General features: G+C 74.6%; 19 protein-coding genes. 11 read left to right on the top strand and 8 right to left on the bottom strand.

All coding sequences use genetic code 11. The features are described 5' to 3' along the window. Window positions 1-74: 74 nt before the first annotated feature. Window positions 75-1,571 (bottom strand): bifunctional phosphatase PAP2/diacylglycerol kinase family protein, encoded by a 1,497-nt coding sequence (locus tag IPT68_RS30530; protein WP_189698225.1) that lies wholly within the window; start codon window positions 1,569-1,571, stop codon window positions 75-77. 69 nt (window positions 1,572-1,640) lie between these two features. Between IPT68_RS30530 and IPT68_RS30535 the strand changes: the two genes are divergently transcribed. Beyond that, entirely contained in the window at window positions 1,641-2,306 is a 666-nt protein-coding gene (locus IPT68_RS30535) for a histidine phosphatase family protein (RefSeq protein ID WP_189698224.1), read from the top strand. A gap of 42 nt (window positions 2,307-2,348) precedes the next feature. Then, window positions 2,349-3,968: an ABC-F family ATP-binding cassette domain-containing protein gene (locus IPT68_RS30540; protein ID WP_189698223.1), complete on the top strand. Its 1,620-nt coding sequence runs from the start codon at window positions 2,349-2,351 to the stop codon at window positions 3,966-3,968. A 222-nt stretch (window positions 3,969-4,190) separates the two neighbouring features. Here IPT68_RS30540 and IPT68_RS30545 read toward each other — a convergent pair whose 3' ends face one another. Then, entirely contained in the window at window positions 4,191-5,306 is a 1,116-nt protein-coding gene (locus tag IPT68_RS30545) for a baeRF2 domain-containing protein (protein ID WP_189698222.1), read from the bottom strand. 56 nt (window positions 5,307-5,362) lie between these two features. Here IPT68_RS30545 and IPT68_RS30550 point away from each other — a divergent pair, with 56 nt between their 5' ends. Beyond that, window positions 5,363-5,710 carry a DUF6158 family protein gene (locus tag IPT68_RS30550; RefSeq protein WP_373300565.1) on the top strand — a complete coding sequence of 116 codons (348 nt, stop codon included), beginning with the start codon at window positions 5,363-5,365 and terminating at the stop codon, window positions 5,708-5,710. 59 nt (window positions 5,711-5,769) lie between these two features. On the opposite strand, the gene IPT68_RS30555 is transcribed toward IPT68_RS30550, so the two are convergent. The 4 genes from IPT68_RS30555 to IPT68_RS30570 form a co-directional block, all read right to left on the bottom strand. Next, entirely contained in the window at window positions 5,770-6,312 is a 543-nt protein-coding gene (locus tag IPT68_RS30555; protein WP_189698221.1) for a type 1 glutamine amidotransferase domain-containing protein, read from the bottom strand. 49 nt (window positions 6,313-6,361) lie between these two features. Beyond that, window positions 6,362-6,820, bottom strand: coding sequence for a CBS domain-containing protein (locus IPT68_RS30560; protein WP_189698220.1), 459 nt, complete (start codon window positions 6,818-6,820; stop codon window positions 6,362-6,364). Then, window positions 6,820-7,200, bottom strand: a complete 381-nt coding sequence (locus IPT68_RS30565) for a DUF2795 domain-containing protein (RefSeq protein ID WP_189698219.1) — start codon at window positions 7,198-7,200, stop codon at window positions 6,820-6,822. The genes IPT68_RS30560 and IPT68_RS30565 overlap by 1 nt, the downstream gene beginning before the upstream one ends. Window positions 7,201-7,298: 98 nt before the next feature. Then, window positions 7,299-9,092, bottom strand: a complete 1,794-nt coding sequence (locus IPT68_RS30570) for a thiamine pyrophosphate-requiring protein (protein ID WP_189698218.1) — start codon at window positions 9,090-9,092, stop codon at window positions 7,299-7,301. Window positions 9,093-9,335: 243 nt separating this feature from the next. Here IPT68_RS30570 and IPT68_RS30575 point away from each other — a divergent pair, with 243 nt between their 5' ends. From IPT68_RS30575 to IPT68_RS30590, 4 genes are all read left to right on the top strand, one after another. After that, on the top strand, window positions 9,336-10,142 hold the full coding sequence (locus tag IPT68_RS30575; protein ID WP_189698217.1) for an RNA polymerase sigma factor SigF: 807 nt from the start codon (window positions 9,336-9,338) through the stop codon (window positions 10,140-10,142). Between the two features lie 236 nt (window positions 10,143-10,378). After that, window positions 10,379-11,137: a hypothetical protein gene (locus IPT68_RS30580; RefSeq protein WP_189698216.1), complete on the top strand. Its 759-nt coding sequence runs from the start codon at window positions 10,379-10,381 to the stop codon at window positions 11,135-11,137. Between the two features lie 145 nt (window positions 11,138-11,282). Next, on the top strand, window positions 11,283-12,530 hold the full coding sequence (locus IPT68_RS30585) for an aminotransferase class I/II-fold pyridoxal phosphate-dependent enzyme (RefSeq protein WP_189698215.1): 1,248 nt from the start codon (window positions 11,283-11,285) through the stop codon (window positions 12,528-12,530). Further along, window positions 12,527-13,615 carry an MBL fold metallo-hydrolase gene (locus tag IPT68_RS30590; RefSeq protein ID WP_189698214.1) on the top strand — a complete coding sequence of 363 codons (1,089 nt, stop codon included), beginning with the start codon at window positions 12,527-12,529 and terminating at the stop codon, window positions 13,613-13,615. Before IPT68_RS30585 ends, IPT68_RS30590 begins: the two co-directional genes overlap by 4 nt. Before the next feature lie 48 nt (window positions 13,616-13,663). On the opposite strand, the gene IPT68_RS30595 is transcribed toward IPT68_RS30590, so the two are convergent. Further along, window positions 13,664-14,290 (bottom strand): DedA family protein, encoded by a 627-nt coding sequence (locus IPT68_RS30595; RefSeq protein ID WP_189698213.1) that lies wholly within the window; start codon window positions 14,288-14,290, stop codon window positions 13,664-13,666. Then, entirely contained in the window at window positions 14,287-15,060 is a 774-nt protein-coding gene (locus tag IPT68_RS30600) for an MBL fold metallo-hydrolase (protein ID WP_189698212.1), read from the bottom strand. The genes IPT68_RS30595 and IPT68_RS30600 overlap by 4 nt, the downstream gene beginning before the upstream one ends. Window positions 15,061-15,142: 82 nt before the next feature. Between IPT68_RS30600 and IPT68_RS30605 the strand changes: the two genes are divergently transcribed. The 4 genes from IPT68_RS30605 (at window position 15,143) to IPT68_RS30620 (ending at window position 20,962) form a co-directional block, all read left to right on the top strand. Then, a complete protein-coding gene (locus IPT68_RS30605; RefSeq protein ID WP_189698211.1) occupies window positions 15,143-15,544 on the top strand; it encodes a hypothetical protein in 402 nt (133 codons plus the stop codon). 92 nt (window positions 15,545-15,636) lie between these two features. Continuing rightward, on the top strand, window positions 15,637-17,781 hold the full coding sequence (locus IPT68_RS30610; protein ID WP_189698210.1) for a phage holin family protein: 2,145 nt from the start codon (window positions 15,637-15,639) through the stop codon (window positions 17,779-17,781). Between the two features lie 323 nt (window positions 17,782-18,104). Next, entirely contained in the window at window positions 18,105-19,166 is a 1,062-nt protein-coding gene (locus IPT68_RS30615) for an ATP-binding protein (protein WP_189698209.1), read from the top strand. Continuing rightward, window positions 19,163-20,962 carry a vWA domain-containing protein gene (locus IPT68_RS30620; RefSeq protein ID WP_189698208.1) on the top strand — a complete coding sequence of 600 codons (1,800 nt, stop codon included), beginning with the start codon at window positions 19,163-19,165 and terminating at the stop codon, window positions 20,960-20,962. Before IPT68_RS30615 ends, IPT68_RS30620 begins: the two co-directional genes overlap by 4 nt. Window positions 20,963-20,988 lie beyond the last annotated feature (26 nt).

A 20,988-nucleotide genomic window follows, 5' to 3' on the forward strand; every position in this document is an offset into this window, starting at 1 on the left:
CACGTGCCGCGCCCACCGTACGCGCCGGGCCGAATGATGAGACAGAAGGTTTCAGAGTATGGACTGGCTGAAGGTCAGCTCCGCTGCGGCAGCGGCCGGTAGACCGCCAGCGCCTCCGGCACCTTCTCCAGCGTCACCTCGCCCTCCACCTCGGTGACCTCGCCGTCGTAGGCGAGCAGCGTCCCCGGAGCGACACCGGCGAGCCGCAGCCGGCCGACCTGGACGGCGGCGTGGGCGGGGGAGCGGGTCAGCGGGCCGGCGAGGGCGGCGGCGAGGAGCCGCAGGGCGGGCCTGCGACCGCCGTGCACCACCCGGACGTCGAGCTGCCCGTCCGCGAGATCCATCCGGCGGGCCGGCGCCAGTCCCATCCGGTGGTAGGTGCCGTTACCGGCGAACAGCAGCCACAACGGCCGCGCCCTGCCGCCGACTTCGGCCTCCAGCGGATGCCGGTCGGCGCGCAGCACGCGCAGCGCCGCGAGCACCCCCGCGGGCCAGCTGCCGATCCGGTGCGCCCACCGGTCCCGTTCGCGCACCAGCTCCGGATAGACGCCCAGGCTGCACGTGTTGACGAAGACGCCCTGCTTCTCGCCGCAGACGAACCGGCCTACGTCCACGCGGACCGCCTCACCCTGCTGGACCGCCCGCGCCAGCGCCCGGGCGTCCTCGACGCCCAGGTCGTAGGCGAAGTGGTTGAGCGTGCCGCCGGGCAGCACCGCGAGCGGCAGCCGGTGGCGCAGGGCCGTCCCGGCAGCCGCGTTGACCGTGCCGTCGCCGCCGCACACGCCGAGCACCCGGGCCCGTGCGGCCGCCTTCTCCAACTCGTCCGGCACCTCCTCGGGCAGGCACTCGACGACCTCCGCCCGGGGCAGCCCGGCCCGCAGCGCCCGGACCCGGTCGGAGCTGCCCGCCGCCGTGTTGGCGACGACCACCAGCCCCTCGCCCTCGGGCAGCGCCGGGGCCTCGGCGCGCGGCCGGGCCGGCAGCGCGGCCCGGTCGCGGGTCGGCACCAGCCCGCGCGCGGCGAAGGCGGCACCCGCGCCGAGGGCCGCGCCGGCCAGCACGTCGCTCGGGAAGTGGACGCCGGTGTAGACGCGGGACATGGCCACCGAGAACGCGACCGGCGCGACGACCGCGCCCCAGGCCGGGGACTCCATGGCCACGCCGGTGGCGAACGCCGCGGCGGAGGCGGAGTGGCCGGACGGGAAGGACGTGGTGATCGGCTGCCGCTTCAGATGGCGGACGGCCGGCACGGGGTCGAGGACCGGCCGGGAGCGGCGCACGCTGCGCTTGCCCACGGTGTTGATGGTGGCCGAGGCGAGGGCCAGGGAGGCCACCCCGCGGACGGCGGCCCGGCGGGCCCTCGGGGTGCGGCCGGCCGCGATGACGCCGGCGGTCGCGAACCACAGCAGCCCGTGGTTCGCGCTGCGGCTCAGCCGGGGCAGGATCGGCTCGGCGGCGGGCCAGTGCCGTGCGGCGGCGAACTCGAACAGCCGGCAGTCCAGCGCGAGCAGCCAGTCGCGCAGGGCGTGGCGGCCGGGTTTCAGGGCGGTCAGGTCGACGTCTGGGCTCATATCAGGGCGGGTACCCTGAAGTGGCCGTTTTCTGTCCGGTCGGCGCCGACCGGCACGCGGAGGCCCCCGATGCGCCTGCTGCTCGTCCGCCACGGCCGGACCCCGTCGAACGTCGCCCACCTGCTCGACACCGCGGACCCCGGACCCGGCCTGACCGAGCTGGGCGAACGCCAGGCCGCCGCCCTGCCGGCCGCGCTCGCCGACGAGGACGTCGAGGCCGTCCACGCCTCCACGCTCGAGCGCGCCCGGCTCACCGCCGCGCCGCGCGCCGCGGCCCGTGGCCTGGAGGTGACCGTGCGGGACGGCATCCGGGAGGTGTCGGCGGGCGACCTGGAGACGCTGCCGGGCGACTCGGAGCGCGGCGAGGAGTACATGCGGACCGTGTTCGCCTGGGCGGCCGGGGACACCGGCCTGCGGATGCCGGGCGGGGAGAGCGGCGCCGAGGCCCTCGGGCGGTACGACGCCTTGGTCGCGGAGGCCGCCGCCGACGGCGCCGGCACCGTCGCCATGGTCGGCCACGGCGCCGCGATCCGGATGTGGACGGCCGCCCGCGCGGACGACGTCGACGTGGCCTTCGCCGCCGCCCACCCGCTCCACAACACCGGTGTCGTCGTCCTCGAGGGTTCCCCGTCCGACGGCTGGAAGGCCCTGACCTGGGCGGGCGCCACGGTCGGCCCCGTGGGCGAGGACGACCCCACCGGGGAGCCCGTCGACGACGGCGGGCATCCGGCATAACCGTTTGCCCCCGCTCGCCGACCGCCCGCACAATGCGACCCCATGGGACATCTGGAAGCCGCGCACATCGAGTACCACCTCCCCGACGGGAGGGCCCTGCTCGGCGATGTGTCCTTCCGGGTGGGCGAGGGCGCCGTCGCCGCCCTCGTCGGGCCCAACGGCGCCGGGAAGACCACGCTGCTCCGGCTGCTGTCCGGCGAGCTGAAACCGCACGGCGGCTCCATCACCGTCAGCGGCGGGCTCGGCGTGATGCGGCAGTTCGTCGGCTCCGTACGGGACGACACGAGCGTGCGCGACCTTCTGGTGTCCGTGGCGCCGCCCCGCATCCGCGAGGCCGCGCGGGCCGTGGACGCCGCCGAGCACGCCCTGATGACGGTCGACGACGAGGCCGCCCAGCTGGCCTACGCGCAGGCGCTCGCCGACTGGGCCGAGGCGCGCGGCTACGAGGCGGAGACGCTGTGGGACATGTGCACCACGGCCGCGCTCGGGATGCCGTACGAGAAGGCGCAGTGGCGGCGGGTGCGGACGCTGTCCGGCGGCGAGCAGAAGCGGCTCGTGCTGGAGGCGCTGCTGCGCGGCACCGACGAGGTGCTGCTGCTCGACGAGCCGGACAACTACCTCGACGTCCCCGGCAAGCGCTGGCTGGAGGAACGCCTCGCCGAGACCCGCAAGACGGTGCTCTTCGTCTCCCACGACCGCGAGCTCCTCGCCCGCACCGCCGAGAGGATCATCTCCGTGGAACCCGGCCCGGCCGGCGCCGACGCCTGGGTGCACGGGGGCGGCTTCGCCACCTACCACGAGGCCCGGCGTGAACGCTTCGCCCGCTTCGAGGAGCTGCGCAGACGCTGGGACGAGAAGCACGCACAGCTGAAGAAGCTGGTGCTGAACCTGCGTCAGGCCGCCGCCGTCAGCCACGAGATGGCGTCCCGGTACGCGGCGGCCCAGACCCGGCTGCGCAAGTTCGAGGAGGCGGGCCCGCCGCCGGAGCCGCCGCGCGAGCAGGACATCACCATGCGGCTCAAGGGCGGCCGCACCGGCGTGCGGGCCCTCACCTGCGCGCGACTCGAACTCACCGGCCTGATGAAACCGTTCGACCTGGAGGTCTACTACGGGGAGCGGGTCGCCGTGCTCGGCTCCAACGGCTCCGGCAAGTCGCACTTCCTGCGACTGCTCGCCGGCGACGACGTGGCGCACACGGGGCAGTGGAAGCTCGGGGCGCGGGTCGTGCCCGGACACTTCGCCCAGACGCACGCCCGTCCCGAGCTCATGGGCCGCACCCTGCTGGACGTCCTGTGGCGCGAGTACGCCCAGGACCGCGGCGCCGCCATGTCCCGGCTGCGGCGCTACGAGCTGACCGGGCAGGCCGAACAGACCTTCGACCGGCTTTCCGGCGGGCAGCAGGCCCGCTTCCAGATCCTGCTGCTGGAACTGCGGGGCGCCACCGCCCTGCTCCTGGACGAGCCGACCGACAACCTCGACCTGGAGTCCGCCGAGGCGCTCCAGGAGGGTTTGGAGGCGTTCGACGGCACGGTCCTGGCGGTCACGCACGACCGCTGGTTCGCCCGCTCCTTCGACCGCTTCCTGGTCTTCGGCAGCGACGGCCGGGTGCGCGAGACACCGGAGCCGGTGTGGGACGAGCGGCGGGTGGAGCGGGCCCGCTAGAGCCCCGGCAGGCAACGTCTGCCCGTCGAGGAGCGGCGTCCGGTGCGTACTCTCGGTGCGCCGGCCGGAAGTCCTCGTACTGGACGTACCTGGGCTTTCGGCCGGTGCGGCGAGAGGGCGTCCCGGGCGTCGTGACAGGGCGAACGTCGCCTGTTGGGGCACTGGAGCCCGCCCGTCGCGAGCGGGCCCACCGCAACCCGCCTGCCCGGCGGACCGGAGCCGTCACGTCCAGCGCAGCAGCGCGCCCAGCCCGCCCACCGGCACGTCCCGCTCCCGCGCCGCCTCCACGGGGGCCAGCGAGATCGCCGGGGCGTCGGTCGCCACCGCCGAGCGGATCAGGGCGTCGTCCGCGCGGGCGGACCAGGAGGTCTGCTCGCCGAGGATCTTCAGATCCGTACGGCGGACCGCCAGCTGGTCGGCGTCCTCGCCGATCCACACCTCGCGGTGCGTGTCGCCGCCGTCCGGGCGGACCACGAGCTCGTCGATGCGGTGCTCCCGCGCCGCCTCGACCAGCGCGGGCACGCCCTCCACCGTCCCGGTGCGGCCCTCGTCGTCCGGGGCGCGGGCGGCCAGGAACCGCTCCAGCTCCGCCTCGGCGTGCCGGCGCACATGGGTGGCACGGGCCTCCTCCACGTCCCCGTCGAGCAGCCGGCTGCCCGCGCCGTGCGCGGACTCGACCACGCGGTCGAGCAGCCGCTTGGGCAGTCGCTCGTGCACGGCGCGCCGCTCCCGGTCGTCACCGACGAGGATCAGCAGGTCGGCGCGGGTCTCCTCCTGGCACACGGCGAGTGCGTCGGCGATCTCCGCCGCGTTGTGGTCCCAGGTGTTCTCCACCCGCAGCTGGAAGTGCCGCTCCGACCAGTCGGCGCTGCTCGTGCGGTGCACGGGCCACTGGCGCCCGGTGACCGTACCCGCCTTCTCCCGGGTCAGCGCGCTGCGCAGCTCGAAGTCCGCGCCCCTGCGGTCGATGTACGCCACCACGGCCACCGCGTCCTCGCCGGTCAGGTCCAGCAGCGGGGTGGCCCGGGGCAGCGGTGCCCACGCGGCCCGGCTGCGCCGCGGGGCGCGGGCCAGCGGCGGATCGAGGACCACCTCACCCGCACGGGCGAACAGCGCCCGGCCGTGCGGTTCCGGCGAGTGCTTCAGCTCCTCGATGGCGTCCCGCACGGCGCGGCAGGTCCCCTCGTCGGCGCCCTGCCCCGCGAGCTCCCGGGACATCGCCTCCGCCGTCAGATGCCGCTCGTGGGGCGTGTCCTCCCCGTGCTGTGACAGGTCCACGTACACAGAGGCCCAGGGGCCCGGATGTTCGTAGAGTGGATGCAGGAACGCGAGATCCATGGCTCCCTCCCGGATGCCGCTCGGGGTAGTGCTTCCCGGGCGGGTACCCGTACCGCATGAGAGAACACGACGAGCGGGGCACCACGATGACCGGAGTCGACCCGGGCCGCCTGGATGACCAGCAGCTGATGAAAGAGCTGGAGACCATCCACCGCACCCGCCACGACACCCTGCTGTACGGCTCGAACGACGCGCTGCGCGCGCACAACGAACGCATGGCCCAGCTGGAGGGCGAGTACCTGCGTCGCAACCCGCGCCGCTTCGTCACCCCGGGCCGTACCCGCGACGGCGCACGGGAACGCGCCACCGAGGGGCCCCGCGACGAGCAGACCCCGGTGGGGAAGTGGGGCCCGGGCGGCGCGGCGGCCCAGGACCCGAGCCCGGACCGCGGCCCCCGCGCATGACCGAGGCCGGGCCGGGCCCGCGTCGCGGAACCCGGCCCGGCCCGGTGCCCTGCGTCCTGTCAGCCGGTCTCCTTCGAGAACACCTCCAGGAACGTCTCGCAGAACGCCTCGAGGTCGTCCGGCTTGCGGCTGGTGACGAGCTTGTTGGCGCCGTGGTCGCACACCTTGACCTGCTCGTCCACCCAGGTGCCGCCGGCGTTGCGGATGTCGGTCCGCAGGCTCGGCCAGGAGGTCAGCACCCGGTCCCGTACGACGTCGGCCTCGACCAGCGTCCACGGCGCGTGGCAGATCGCGGCCACCGGGCGGCCCCGCTCGAAGAATTGCCGCACGAAGGCCACGGCCTTCGGGTCCATCCGCAGGAAGTCGGGGTTCGCGACCCCGCCCGGCAGCACCAGACCGCCGAAGGAGTCGGCGGAGGCCTCGCCGACCACCTCGTCGACGGGGAACGTGTCCGCCTTGTCCAGGTGGTGGAAGGCCTGGATCTCACCGCTCCTCGTCGACACGAGCACGGGTTCGTGCCCGGCGTCGGAGGCGGCCTTCCACGGGTCGGTCAGCTCGACCTGCTCGACCCCCTCGGGCGCGGTCAGAAACGCGATACGCATGGTGTCTCAGCGTCCTTCCATGTGCTCTTTCCTTGCGCGTGGTCCCGCCTCACACCGGTCCCCGGATGTCGGGGGCGGGACGTTCGGCGGTGTCCGGCGCGGCCCTGCTGATGTCGGCGAGCGCGCTGTCCGGGTCCTGGGCCACCGCGAGGTCCCCGAGGCTGACCATCCCGACGGGCAGGCCGTCCTCCACGACCGGGAGCCGGCGCACGGCCCTCTCGCGCATCAGCGCCACCGCCGTCGACACCGGGTCGTGGGGCCCGACCACCACCGGGTCCGGTGTGCACACCGACGCGGCGCTCGCCGCGAGCGGGTCGACGCCCTCGGCCACCGCCCGCACGGTGATGTCCCGGTCGGTCAGCACCCCGACCACGCGTTCCCCGTCGGCCACCACGACGTCGCCGATGTCCTGCGCGCGCATCAGCTGCGCGGCCTCCACCAGCGAGGCGTCCGGACGGACGGCCACCACCCCAGGCGTCATCACCTCTCGCACATAGTCGGCCGTCATCAGGTCTCCCTCCGCCGCTCACCGCTGGTCAGGGCCTCGGCCAGCTGCTGCACATTGCCGTAGCGGGCCGAGCGGGGCAGCTGCCGCAGCGGCTCGATCAGGGCGTCGGGCGCGTGGCGCCGACGCAGGGCGCTCATCAGCTCGCCCGGGCCCGCGGGGAACGCGCTGCGGCCCAGGATCCGGCCCAGCTCCAGCCGGGCCTCCGCCAGCGAGCCCGGCATGGCCGGGCCGCCCGCGATGCGCGGGTCGTCCTCCGCGGTGGGCTCGGGGTCGTGCCACTCCTCCGTACGGGTGGGGTGGCCCGACCTGAGCAGCCCCTGCAGTTCGTGCTTCATCTCCTCGTCCCGGTGGACGCTCAGCCGGTCACTGCCTCGCTGCATGTCGTGCTCCAGATCGTCGGGGTCGCGCACCGCGTACCCGGAGGGCGGGCGGCGACACAGGGTGCGCGCGGCCGCGTTTCGGCCTCTTTCTCCAGCCTCTACTTCCTCTGCCGCCCCGGCAGGAACTCCTGCACCTTCGCCTTGAAACCCTGCCTGACCATGGCGCCCCGGTCGGGGTCGCCCTTGAGGATCGACGCGGCCGTCGCCTCCATCTGCTCCCACGTCGCGTGCGGCGGGACCGGCGGCACCGCCGGGTCGGTCAGGAACTCGATCACCGCCGGGCCGTCGGCCTCCAGCCCGGCCCGCCAGCCCGCCTCGACGTCCTCCGGCTTCTCCACCCGGACCCCGGTCAGGCCGAGCGAGCGGGCGAAGGCGGCGTACTGCACGTCCGGCAGCTCCTGCGAGGGCAGGAAGGACGGCGCGCCGCCCATGGCGCGCAGCTCCCAGGTGACCTGGTTCAGGTCGTGGTTGTTCCACACCGCGACCACCAGGCGCGGGTCCTGCCAGCGATCCCGGTACTTCGCCGCCGTGATCAGCTCTGTCAGCCCGTTCATCTGCATCGCCCCGTCGCCGACCAGCGCGATCGCGGGCCGGTCCGGGTGGGCGAACTTCGCGCCGATCGCGTACGGCACCCCGCAGCCCATCGTCGCCAGCGTCCCGGACAACGAGGAACGCATGCCGCCGCGCATCGTCAGATGGCGGGCGTACCAGTTGGCCGTAGAACCCGAGTCGGACGTGACGATCGCGTTCTCGGGCAGCAGCGGGTCCAGCGCCCGGGCCACGTACTCGGGGTTGATCGGGTCCGCCGACAGCTCCGCCCGGCGCTCCATCACCTCACGCCAGTGCCGCACGTTGTCGCACACCGTCTCGTACCACTCGCGCCCGCGGTCGGCGTCCAGCAGCGGGATCAGCCGCTGGAGCGTCTCCCTCGCGTCGCCGACGAGATTCACCTCGTACGGATAGCGCATCCCGACCATGTGCGGGTCGATGTCGATCTGCACCCCGCGCGCCTTGCCGTACTCCGGCAGGAACTGCGAGTACGGGAAGGAGGAGCCGATGGTCAGCAGCGTGTCGCAGTCACGCATCAGCTCGTACGACGGGCGGGTGCCCAGCAGGCCGATCGAGCCGGTGACGTAGGGCAGTTCGTCGCTCAGCGCGTCCTTGCCGAGGAGGGCCTTGGCGACTCCCGCGCCGAGCAGCTCGGCGATCCGCTCCACCTCCGCGCGGGCCCCCGAGGCGCCCTGACCGACCAGGATCGCCACCTTGTCACCGGCGTTGAGGACCTCCGCCGCCCGGTGCAGCGACTCCTCGGAGGGGATCGCCGTCCACGCGCTGCGGTCCAGGCTGGAGGGCACCATCTTGAACTCGTGCGTCGGCGGCGAGTAGTCGAGCTCCTGCACGTCCCCGGGGATGATGACCGCCGTGGGGGCGCGGCGCGCGTAGGCGGTGCGGATCGCCCGGTCCAGCACGTTCGGCAGCTGCTCGGGCACCGTCACCGTCTCCAGGAAGTCCGAGGCGACGTCCTTGAACAGCGTGTGCAGGTCGACCTCCTGCTGGTACGAGCCGCCCATCGCCGTACGGTGCGTCTGACCGACGATCGCCAACACCGGCACGTGGTCGAGCTTGGCGTCGTACAGGCCGTTGAGCAGGTGGATCGCCCCCGGTCCCGACGTGGCCGCGCACACCCCGAGACGGCCGCTGAACTTGGCGTAACCCACCGCCTGGAACGCCGACATCTCCTCGTGCCGGGACTGGACGAAGGCCGGGCGGTCCTCGGCGCGGCCCCAGGCGGCCAGCAGGCCGTTGATGCCGTCGCCGGGGTAACCGAAGACCTGCTGCACACCCCACTCGCGCAGCCGCTGCAGGACGTGGTCGGCAACCTTGGTGCTCATGGAGTGACCTCCAGGACGTGAGGACAGGGGCGCACCCCCTACGAGTCACCCCCCGGGCACCCGGAAAACACCGCCCCGGCGTTTGCCCCCGGGGGCCGGGGGCAGGCGCGACTGAGTGCTTCGGACCGGAGGCACGTCCGTGGGAGCGGCCGTCGCGGCCCCGCGCGCGCACGTCCGGACGCTGCGCGCACTTCCACGGTGACCGTCCAACGCACGGCACTTCCCAGGGAGTTGCGACGCATCATGCGAACCGCCCCAGCGAGCGCGAAGCACCACCGCCACGACGACGCCCCCGACACCGCCGACGCCTTCCGCCGGCTCGCCGCACTGCCCGACGGGCCCGAGCGCGACGCGCTGCGCGACGAGATCGTCGAGGCCTGGCTGCCCATGGCGGACCGGCTGGCCGGACGGTTCCGCAGCCGCGGCGAGAGCCATGAGGACCTGCGCCAGGTCGCCGCCCTCGGGCTGGTGAAGGCCGTCGACCGGTACGACCCCGCGCGTGGACACGCGTTCGAGAGCTATGCCGTGCCCACGGTCACCGGTGAGATCAAGCGGCACTTCCGTGACCACATGTGGACCCTGCACGTGCCCCGGCGGGTGCAGGAGCTGCGCAACCGGGTGCGGATCGCCGTGCAGGAGCTGTCGTCGGGCCTCCAGGGCCCCTCCGGGCGGCAGCCGAGTGTGGCCGAGATCGCCGAGCACGCCGACATGAGCGAGGCGGACGTTCGCGCCGGGATGGAGGCGCTGGAGAGTTTCAGCGCGTTGTCGCTGGACGCCGAGCTGCCGGGCGGCGAGGACGGCTACTCGCTCGGCGACGCGCTCGGGGCCGCCGATCCCGCGCTGGAGACGGTGGTGGACCGGGAGGCCGTCAAGCCCCGGCTGGCCGCGTTGCCCGAGCGGGAGCGGGCGATCCTGTACATGCGATTCTTCCGCGACATGACGCAGAGTCGGATCGCCGAGCAGCTGGGGATCTCCCAGATGCACGTGTCCCGGCTGATCAGCCGGTCGTGCGACCGGGTGCGCGAGGAGGTCATGCGCGGCGCCGCCTAGCGGCACCGGAGGGCGGGGGTCCCGGACGGCAGGAGGGGTGTGCTGCTGTGGTGCGCCGCCGGGTCGGGGCGTGCGTGGCGGGGCACGCGGTTCCCCGCGCCGCCCCGGTGGGGGTTCACCTGGTCGGGTGTCTCGTTCCCGCGAATGGGTCCGGGCGCGGGCAGCGGCAGTGGCGGCGGGCTGTGATGGCTGTGGGGGTGCGGCCTCGTGCCCCCTCGCCGGTCCGAGGAGCTTCCATGCGTCGCAGCGCCCGTGTCCTGCCAGTCGCCGCCATGGCGGCGGTCGCCCTGGGTGGGGCCGTACCCCTCGCCTCCGCGGAACCGGCCGCGGAGGTCTCCCCGGCCGCCGCCCGGCCGGGCGACACCGTCACCGTGGCCGTCGTCTGCGATCCCGTCGGCGGGGCGCCGCCCGAGGTGATCGACGCGGCCTCCGAGGCGTTCGCCGGGGGCTCGGTGTCGTTGCGCCGTGTGCCCGGCGACGACGCCGCGGCCGGGCCCGTGTACCGGGGCAGTGCCCGCACCCTGACCGCGGGCGGCTCCGAGTCCGCCGGGGACCCCGCGGGTGGGCCCGAGGCTGCCGGGGACCCCGCGGGCGGGGAGTCGGGGTGGGACGCGGGCGGGTCCGAGGCTGCCGGGGACCCCGTGCGCGGGCCCGAGGCTGCCGGGGACCCCGCGGGCGGGGAGTCGGGGTGGGACGCGGGCGGGAAATCGCCGTGGACCGTCGACGGCACCTGCCCGGCGGAGCCCGGCGGGCAGGGCAAGCCCTGGAGGGCCTCGTTCACCGCCACCCGCGAGGAGGGCGGCGACTGGCCGGCCTGCTCCGGGCCGCCGGAGTCCTGCGGCAGTCCCACGCTGCAGCGCGGCGTCCAGGCGGGGCGGGGCGGCGCGTTCAACGATTCCGTGCCCGCGCTGGTCGCCGGCGGGCTGCTGATCGCGGGGGCGCTCGGTGCCGCCGCACACCGGCTGTGGCGCAGGGACACGCGAGGGGACGCCTGAGGCGGGGCCCGCCTGGGTACGCAGAGCGCGAGAGCACGACCGGCACCGTACGGACGACGCACCGACCGACGAGTTCACTCGGCCCGAGGGCGACACGACACGACACGGCACCGGCACGGCACCAGGCAACTGCGCGGAGGTACGCATGCGGCGGACGGAACCGGAAGGGCACGGCCCCGTCCGCTACGGGCCGCCCCTCCCCGACGACGGCCTGCCCGTGCTCCCGGAGCTGTCCGCCGTGCTCGCCGCCGCGGCGGGCCGTGCCGGGAGCGAGCCCGTGGGCGGGGGCGCCGCGCTGCTGGACGCGGCGTGCGGGTACTGGGAGCGGCGGGGGCTCGCCACCGGCCCCGAGCATGTCGTGGCCGCTCCCGGGGCGCCCGCGCTGCTGCTGGCGCTGACCGCCGCGCTCGGCGGCGACGTGCTGGTGCCGCGGCCCTGTGCCGCCTGGTGGGCGCCGTACGCACGCCTGCTGGGCCGGCCGGTGTTCCATGTGGCGACGCCCGCCGAGTGCGGGGGAGTACCGGATCCGTACGCCCTGCTGGAGACGGTGCGCCGGGTGCGCGCCGAGGGCGGGGACCCGCGGCTGCTGGTGCTGTCCCTCGCCGACGACCCGACGGCCACGGTGGCGCCGCCCGAGCTGCTGCACGAGACCGTCGAGGCCGCCACCGACGAAGGGCTGCACCTGGTCAGCGACGAGACCTGGCGCGACACGCTGCACGCCCCGCACGACACGGTGCTGCTGAGCCCGGCCGAGATGCTGCACGACCGGGTCACCGTCGTCACCGACCTGGCCGGTGCTCTGCTGCCGCCCGGCTGGCCCGCCGCGGTCGCCCGCTTCCCCGTCGGCGCGACCGGGGACGGGCTGCACGCGCGCGTGCTGGACGTGCTGACCGCGCTCGACGCGCGCGTCGCCGGCCCCGTCGCCGCCGCGGCCACCTACGCGCTCGGCGAGCCCGAGCCGCTCGGCGCCCATGTGGCCGCCGCCGTGCTCCTGCACGCGCGGGTGGCGGGGGCCGCGCACCACGCCGTGGTCGCGGCGGGCGCCCTCGCCCCGCCACCGCAGGCCGGCCGGCACCTGTACGTCGACCTCGGCCCGCTGCGCTCCGGGCTCGCCGCGCACGACGTGGGGGACGCGCAGGAACTGGAGGACTTCCTCGCCGCCCGGCTCCGCATGCCGGCACCGGGCGGGCACCGCTTCGGCGACGACCTGGGCGCACTGCGCGTGCGCCTGTCCACCAGCCCCCTGCTGGGCCGCACGGACGCCGAGCGCGCGGAATGTCTCGGTTCACCCGCGCCGTTGGAACTGCCGCACGTGAAGAGGGCGTTGATCCATCTGAAGTCGGTACTTGACGATCTCCGAGACGACGCTCAGCGACGGGAGCCTCCTCGATGACGCAGCAGTCCGAGTCGACCACGACCACCCCCGCCGAGGAGGCCGACGACCCGGCGGCCAGGTCGTCGGCGGCATCGGCCGCGCCGCCGCTCGCGCCCCCGTTCCCGCCGCTCGCCGAGCCCCGCCCGCTGGGCGAACGGCGGGTGTGGCCACGTGCCTTCCACGACCGGCTGACCGCCCCCCTGCCGGGCATCAAGGCCCTCGCCCGGTTCGCCCGCGAGGGAGCCGTACGGCCCGGCCGGGAGGGCCTCGCCGACATCCCCCGGCTCCCCTTCGAACCGGGTCCGCTGCCCCGCGTCGACGCCCGCACGGTCGCCGTCACCTGGGCGGGACACGCCAGTTGGGTGGTGCGCATCGGCGGGCTCACCGTGCTCACCGACCCGGTCTGGTCCCGTCGGATCCTCGGCACCCCGGCCCGCATCACACCGGTCGGGGTCGCGTGGAGCGAACTGCCGCGCGTCGACGCGGTGGTCATCAGCCACAACCACTACGACCACCTGGACGCCCCCACGTTGCGCAGACTCCCGCGCGACACGCCGGTGTTCGTCCCGGCCGGCCTCGGGCGCTGGTTCCGGCGCCGCCGGTTCACGCGCGTCACCGAGCTGGACTGGTGGGAGGCTGCCGAACTGGACGGCGTCCGCTTCGACTTCGTCCCCGCCCATCACTGGTCCAAACGCACCCTGACCGACACCTGCCGCACCCTGTGGGGCGGTTGGGTGCTCACCGGCCGCGAGGGCAGGCGGGTCTACTTCGCGGGCGACACGGGGTACGGCCACTGGTTCACGCGCATCGGCCGCCGCTACCCCGGCATCGACCTGGCGCTGATGCCGATCGGCGCGTACGACCCGCGCTGGTGGCTCAGCGACGTGCACTGCGACCCGGAGGAGGCGGTACGGGCCGTACGGGACCTCGGCGCGCGGCGGATGGCGCCGATGCACTGGGCGACGTTCGTGCTCTCCGCCGAGCCGGTCCTGGAACCGCTCACGCGTGTGCGCACGGCATGGGAGGAGGCGGGGCTGGACCGGGAGGACCTGTGGGACCTGCCGGTGGGATCCTCCAAAATCCTCGAGAGCGACGCCCCGTGAGGGGCGCGGGACGTGCGCGACCAGCCCGCAACGGCCCGCGGGCCCCTTTCAGCCGGCCGCCCACCCGCGTACCCGCCGCCACACACTCGGCACCGCGCTGACCACCAGCGTCAGTGCCACCGCCGCGACCACGCCCTCCCACGGCTCGGGGAACAGCGACCCGCCGAGGATGCCGATCAGCTGGTACGTCACCGCCCACGCCAGACAGGCGGGCAGATTGCCCCGGGCGAACCGCCGCATCGGCCACTTCGCCAGCAGGCAGGCCAGCATCACCGGCAGCCGGCCCGCCGGCACCAGCCGCGACAGCACCAGCACGGCGACACCGTGCCCGGCGAGCTTCTCCTGTGCCTGCGCCAGCCGGTCCTCCGGCGCCCGCGCGCGGATCGCCTCCAGCCAGCGGGAGCCGTTCTTCGACTTCAGGCCGCGCCGCCCCAGCCAGTACAGCGTGACGTCGCCGAGGAACGCGGCCAGCGACGCCGTCACGAACACCAGCGCCAGCGAGAAGGGCGCCGTCTGGTGGAAGGCGACCACCGCTGCCGAACTCACCAGCGCGCCCGTCGGCACGACCGGTACCAGCGCCCCGACGAGCACCAGCAGGAACAGCGACGGATAGCCGATCGCCTGCTGCGTGGACTCCGTCGGCAGGGGCGTCGTGACGGCCGCCAGCCAGCTCACCGGGCGACCTCCAGGCGCACGCTCTCCCCGTGCCTCAGCAGATGCACCGCCACCTGCGGCGCCCGCCGGGCCGCGAGGCGCACGAACTCGTCGCCGGGCGCGTGGAACTCGTGCGGGCGCACGGCGTCCAGGCCGATCGGCCAGTACGTCCCGAAGTGCACCGGCACCGCGCTGCGCGGCGCCAGCCGGGCCAGCGCCTCGGCGGCCAGCCGCGGGTCCAGGTGCCCGTGGCCGAGGTGGGGTCCCCAGCCGCCGACGGGCAGCAGGGCCACGTCGACCGGTCCCACCTCCGCCGCCATCGTGTCGAACAGCCCGGTGTCCCCGGCGAAGTAGGTGCGGGCCTCCCCCTCGACGACGTAGCCGAGGGCGGGGCAGTGGTGCGGGCCGAACGGCAGCCGCCGTCCGTCGTGCCGCGCGGGGACGGCCCGCACCACCAGGTCGGCCACCCGGGTGGTGTCGCCGGGGGCCATCTCGGTCAGGCGCAGATGGGCGAGCCGGCGCAGCGCCGGTACCGCCCGGAGTGCGCCCCGGGGCACGAGCAGGCGCGTGCCCGGCGCGAGGCGGGACAGGGACGGCACGTGCAGGTGGTCGGCGTGCAGGTGGGAGACCAGGGCGACATCGGCGCGCCAGGCGGCGGGCGGGGGCGGCGCGCCGCGGCGGCGGCGCAGATGGGCGAGCCTGCGGGCGAACAGGGGATCGGTGAGCACACGTATGTGCGAGTCCGCGACCGTGCACGTCGCGTGCCCCCACCAGGTGATCTCCACCGGCACCTCTTTGCCTCCTTCGCGCGACTCCCCGAAGCCTACGGGCAGGAGTAGGGTCGGCGGCGAAACCCGGAGGTGAGGGGGCGCCATGGGAGCGTTGCGCGTCACGGCGATCGCCAGTCTGACGCCGCTGGAGGAACTGGACGCGGACCCCTTTCTGGTCGACTCCCGCAGCCAGCACGCGATGTGCGCGCGGTGGGCCGCGGAGCGGGGTTACGTCGTCGCCCGTCAGCTGCTGGTGCGCGGACTGCGCCCCGACCACAGCGCCCTGTGGGACGGCGTACGGCCCGGACGCGACGTCTTCGTCGCGCCGAGCCGCCGCGTGCTGGAGAGCGCGCTGTCGGACGTCGAGGAGTTCACCGCGGAGTGCGCGCGGCGCGGGGTGCGGGTGGAGACGGTGGGGCGGGCCGAGCCGTCGTACGACGCGCAGATGAAGGCCCGGGTGCACCGGCGGCTGTCGATGCCGACCGCCGGGTACGACGGACGCTGACCTTCGCCCGTCCCCGGGGAGGCGACGGTTCCGGCCCGCGTTGTGACACTGTGGACGCAGGCCCGTTCCGGCGGCGGGCCGGGACGTGAGGTGTGCGGGGAGTGCTCGGAGGGCGTTGGCGGCGGATCGTCAGCCAGGTGGGGCGGAGCGTCGCGGTGTGGGCCGTCAGCACGGTCACGATGCTGGTGCTCGCCGGAATTCTGCCGGACTTCCAGTTGCAGAGCCCCGACGGGGACAGTGCCACCACCATCGCGGTGACCGCCGCGTCCGCCGCCGGCGCCTTCGGACTGCTGTCCGCCGTGGTCTGGCCGCTGCTGGTGCGGCTCCTGCTGCTGGTGCCCGCGCTCGTGCTCGGCCTGCTGGTGTTCTTCCTCAACGGCGCGCTGCTCCTGCTCGCCCTGCGTCTGGACCCGGCCGAACGCGGCGCCGTCGACCCGGAGACCGCGGTGGTCGTCGCCGCCGTGATGTCCGCGGTCGCCTCCGCCACCGGCGCGGCCCTCGCCGTCCGCGACGACGACGCCTACCGGCGCCGCCTGTACCGTCTCGCCGACCGGCGCCGGCGCACCCCCGCGCACGGGCCGGTCAGCCCCGGCATCGTCTTCGTCCAGCTCGACGGCGTCGGGCACGACGTGCTGACGGCCGCCGTCGGCAAGGGGCTGATGCCGACCGTCGCCCGCTGGCTCGGCCGCGGATCCGCCGACGGGCCGGGCCGGCCCACCCACCACCTCACCCCCTGGCGCACCGACTGGTCCAGCCAGACCGGCGCCAGCCAGCTCGGCATCCTGCACGGCAGCACCTTCGACGTCCCCGCGTTCCGGTGGTACGAGAAGGACACCCAGGAGGTGATGGTCAGCAACCGGCCGACCAGCGCCGCCGAACTCCAGCGCCGCGCCGTCGAACGCACCGGCGAGGGCGGACTGCTCACCGTCGACGGCGCCAGCCGCGGCAACCTGTTCAGCGGCGGAGCCGACGAGCAGGCCCTCGTGCTGTCCATCACGACCCGGCGGCGCAGCCGCGAGACCCGCTCCCGCGCGGGCTACTTCGCCTACTTCTCCGACCCGGCCAACGCCGTGCGCACCGCCCTGTCCTTCGTCGCCGAGACCGGCCGCGAGGTGGCCCAGTCCACCCGGGCCCGGATGCGCAAGGTCCGCCCGCGCGTCTCCCGCGGCGGCCTCTACCCGTTCGTCCGCGCCTTCGCGACCGTCGTCGAACGGGACGTCGTCGTCGCCGCGGTGATGGGCGACCTGCTCGCCGGGCGCACCGCCGTCTACGCCGACCTGGTCGCGTACGACGAGGTGGCGCACCACTCCGGGCCGACGAGCCGGGACGCCGAGAAGGTCCTGGAACGCCTCGACCGGGCCCTCGCGCTGATCGAGAAGGTCGCCGAGCACGCCCCCCGCCCCTACCGGATCGTCGTCCTGTCCGACCACGGCCAGAGCCCCGGCGAGACCTTTCGCGCCCGCTACGGCCTCACCCTCGGCGACCTGGTCCGGGCCGGCTGCGGGCTGCCCGTGCCGCGCCGGGCGGAGCGCACCCGCAGCGGCGCGGAGGCCCGCGCGGCCGTCCGGGCCGCCCTGCGCAGGCCGGTGGAGGAGGAGCACGACCAGCGCCGCCCGTCGCGCCGCTCGGAGCCGATCGTCCTGGCCTCCGGCAATCTCGGCCTGGTCTCGTTCCCGGCCGTGCCCCACCGGATGAGCAGGGAGGAGATCGACGCCCGCCATCCCGCGCTGCTGCCGACCCTCGCCAACCACCCCGGCATCGGGTTCCTCCTCGTGCGCAGCGAGGAGCACGGCGGGGTGGTGCTCGGCGCGAACGGCGCCGAGGTCCCCGTGGACGAACTCTCCGACGAACACCCCGGGCCGCTCGCCGGGTACGGGCCCGGCGCCGCCCAGGCGGTGCTCCGTACCCACTCCTTCCCGCACACCGCCGACATCATGGTCAACTCCTTCCACGACCCCGCCGACGGAGAGGTCCTCGCCTTCGAGGAGCAGATCGGCTCGCACGGCGGCCTCGGCGGCTGCCAGAGCCGTCCCTTCCTGCTGTCGCCGGTCGCCCTGTCCGCGCCGGTGGCCGACGGGGCGGAACCGGTCGGCGCGGAGCAGGTCCACCGGGTGCTGCGTCGCTGGCTGCGGGAGTGCAACGGGCCCCAGGTGCCGCTGGACGATTCCCGGCTCACGGTCCGCGACGCCACACCTTTTGCGGTGCCGGACCTGCCCACACAGGACAAAATCGTGTGATGTGGAGCGATGTCAGGCCATGCCCGACCATGGGCGCCGTCCCGGCGATCCCGGGCATCAGTTCGAAGAGAGGCTGAGACCCCGGCCGCCCCCGCCCCCGCCCGGCAGACCCCCGCCGGCACCGGCGAACACCGCGCTGGTCTCCATGACCGGCTGCCTCAACGGCTGGACGCTGCTGCCGGAGTACTGGTGTACGCCGTGATGGCAGCAGGCCGAAGGGGCGCGCAGAACCGCGCGACCAGCCCCGACGCACCAGTAGACGCACAACAGCCGTCGTGAGAAATTCGGCTGCGCCACCGGAACCCGCCGCTCACACTGGACGCGTGCAGGCAGCCATAACCGTCACCCCCGCCCGCGTCCCCGACCTCCTTCTCGGCCTCGCCACCGTCCGGCCGGTCTTCCTCTGGGGTGCCCCCGGCATCGGGAAGTCGTCCCTGGTGCGGGAGTTCGCCGAGTCGCTCGGCCTGGAGTGCGTGAGCCTGCTCGGTACGCAGCTCGCGCCCGAGGACCTGATCGGCGTGCCGCAGATCCGCGACGGACGGTCGGTGTTCTGCCCGCCGGAGGCGATCGCCCGCGACGAGCCGTACTGCCTGTTCCTCGACGAGCTGAACGCGGCCACGCCGGACGTGCAGAAGGCGTTCTACTCGCTGATCCTGGACCGCCGGATCGGGGACTACGAACTGCCCAAGGGCTCCATCGTGATCGGCGCCGGCAACCGGGCCACCGACAACGCCCTCGCCCGCCCCATCGCCTCCGCGCTGGTCAACCGCCTGGCGCACGTGCACCTGGAGGCGTCCCCGAAGGACTGGCTGGTGTGGGCGGCGAACAACGGCATCCACCCGTGGATCCTGGACCACCTCACCGACCGGCCCGACCACCTGTGGTCCCGGCCGCCCAAGACCGAGGAGCCGTTCTCCACGCCCCGCTCCTGGCACATGCTCTCCGACGCGCTGCACTCCTTCGGACGCGACCTCGACGAGGAGACGCTGAAGGTGCTCGCGCACGGCACCCTGACGCCCGCGCACGCGACCGCGTTCTGCGGCTACGTCAAGATCGTGCGCAGCCGGTTCGGCATCGAGGCGATCCTCAAGGGCGAAGCCCGCTGGCCGCACCGCCTGGAGGACCGCGATCTGCTCTACTACCTCGCCGAGTCCTTCCGCGGCCGGCTGGTCAAGGAACTGCCCGCGAGCAAGGAGCACATGTCGGCGCAGGGGCGGGAGACGGCGTACCGCGCCAAGTCGCTGCTGGTGCAGCTCGCCGAGATCTCCGTCGAGGTCGCGCAGAGCGTGATCGCCTCCGACGCCGACGGCAACCCGGTCCTGCCCGCCTGGTTCCTGATCGAGGCGGCCCGCGACATGCCGCGTCTGGTGGAGGCGCGGCGGTGAGCCGCACCCGCGGCAAGGGCGGCAAGAAGCGGGACCTGGCGGGCGAGGCGTACGCGGAGGGCATGCGGCTCGTGCTGGCCAACCCGGCACTCAAGGCCGTCGACTTCGACACCTGCCGCGACGAGAACTGCGACCTCGCGCCCCGGGAGGGCCTGATCCGCGTGGACTCCGAGGGCGTGCTGCACTCCCACCCCGACCGGGTCGCCGACGGCCGCGACTGGGCCTGGGCCATCGCACACGCCGTGATCCATCTCGGTTTCGGCCACGTCCCGGCCGCCAAGGGCGACCGCGTCCAGCCCGACCGTCACGAACTGGCCGCCCGCTGCGCGGTCGTCAACCGCTTCCTGCTCACGTTCCCCGTCGGCCGGACCCCCGAGCACCTACCGGGCTCCTACCCCGACGGCGACGAGGAACAGCTGACGCGGCGGTGGCGGCGCGACGGCCTCCCGGCCGCGTACGAGCGGTGCGGCACCGCGGGCGCGGAGCCCGACCAGCTGCTGCTCACCTGGCGCGGCTGGTACGGGCAGCCGCCCGACTGGCCGCTCGCCTTCGCGAACGCGCTCACCCGCACCATGTCCGCGGCCCTGGACATGGCGGGCGGCCGCCGCGACTCCCTCGACGGCACCCTTGTCCCGGCCCGCCCCTGGGAGCGGGCGCTGCGCTGGTTCATCTCCTCGTACCCGCTGCTCGGCGGTATCGCGGCCGGCATCAAGCTGGTCGCCGACGCCGAGCTGACCCGCGCCCACGGCATCTCCGTCGCGGCCGTGAACGCCGAGGCCGGGGAGATCTACATCAACCCGCTGCGCCAGTTCGAGGACGAGGAGTGGCGCTTCGTCCTCGCCCACGAGATGCTGCACGCCGCCCTGCGGCACGGCGACCGCTGCGGCACCCGCGACCCCTACCTGTTCAACGTCGCCTGCGACTACGTCATCAACGGCTGGCTGTGCGAGATGCAGGTCGGCACCATGCCCGAGGGGCTGCTCCACGACAAGGACCTGGCCGGCCTGTCCGCGGAGGAGGTCTACGACCGCATCGCCGGCGACCTGCGCCGGATGCGCCGCCTGTCCACGCTGTGCGGCAGGGGACGCCCCGACGTCCTCGGCGCCCCGCTCGGCCCGCCGGGCGCGTACGTCGACCTCGACGAGTTCTACCGGCGCGGCCTCGCCGGCGGCCTCGACCTGCACCAGCACCAGGAGCGCGGCTTCCTGCCCGGCGGGCTGGTGGAGGAGATCCGCGCCCTCAGCCATCCACCGCTGCCGTGGGACGCCCGGCTGGCCCGCTGGTTCGACGAGTTCGTGCCTCGTCCGGAGCCGGTGCGCTCGTACGCCCGTCCCGCGCGCCGGCAGGCGTCCACGCCCGACATCCCGCGCGCGGGCCGCCACTTCCCGCCCGAGGAGGTCGCCCGCTGCACCTTCGGCGTCGTCCTCGACACCTCCGGCTCCATGGAGCGGACGCTGCTCGGCAAGGCGCTGGGTGCCATCGCCTCGTACGCCGAGGCCCGTGACGTACCGGCCGCGCGGGTCGTCTTCTGCGACGCGGCCGCCCACGACGCGGGCTATCTGCCGGTCGGTGAGATCGCCGGGCGGGTGCGGGTGCACGGGCGCGGCGGTACGGTCCTGCAGCCCGGGATCGATCTGCTGCACCGGGCGGAGGACTTCCCGCCGGGCGCGCCGGTGCTGGTGATCACCGACGGCTGGTGCGACGTGCTGCGGGTGCGGCGCGAGCACGCCTACCTGATTCCCCAGGGCGCCCGGCTGCCGTTCACCGCTCGCGGGCCGGTGTTTCGCGTGCGGTGAGCCGGAATGTGATCGGATAGGGCCAG

Source organism: Streptomyces chromofuscus, assembly GCF_015160875.1.
GTDB lineage: Bacteria > Actinomycetota > Actinomycetes > Streptomycetales > Streptomycetaceae > Streptomyces > Streptomyces chromofuscus.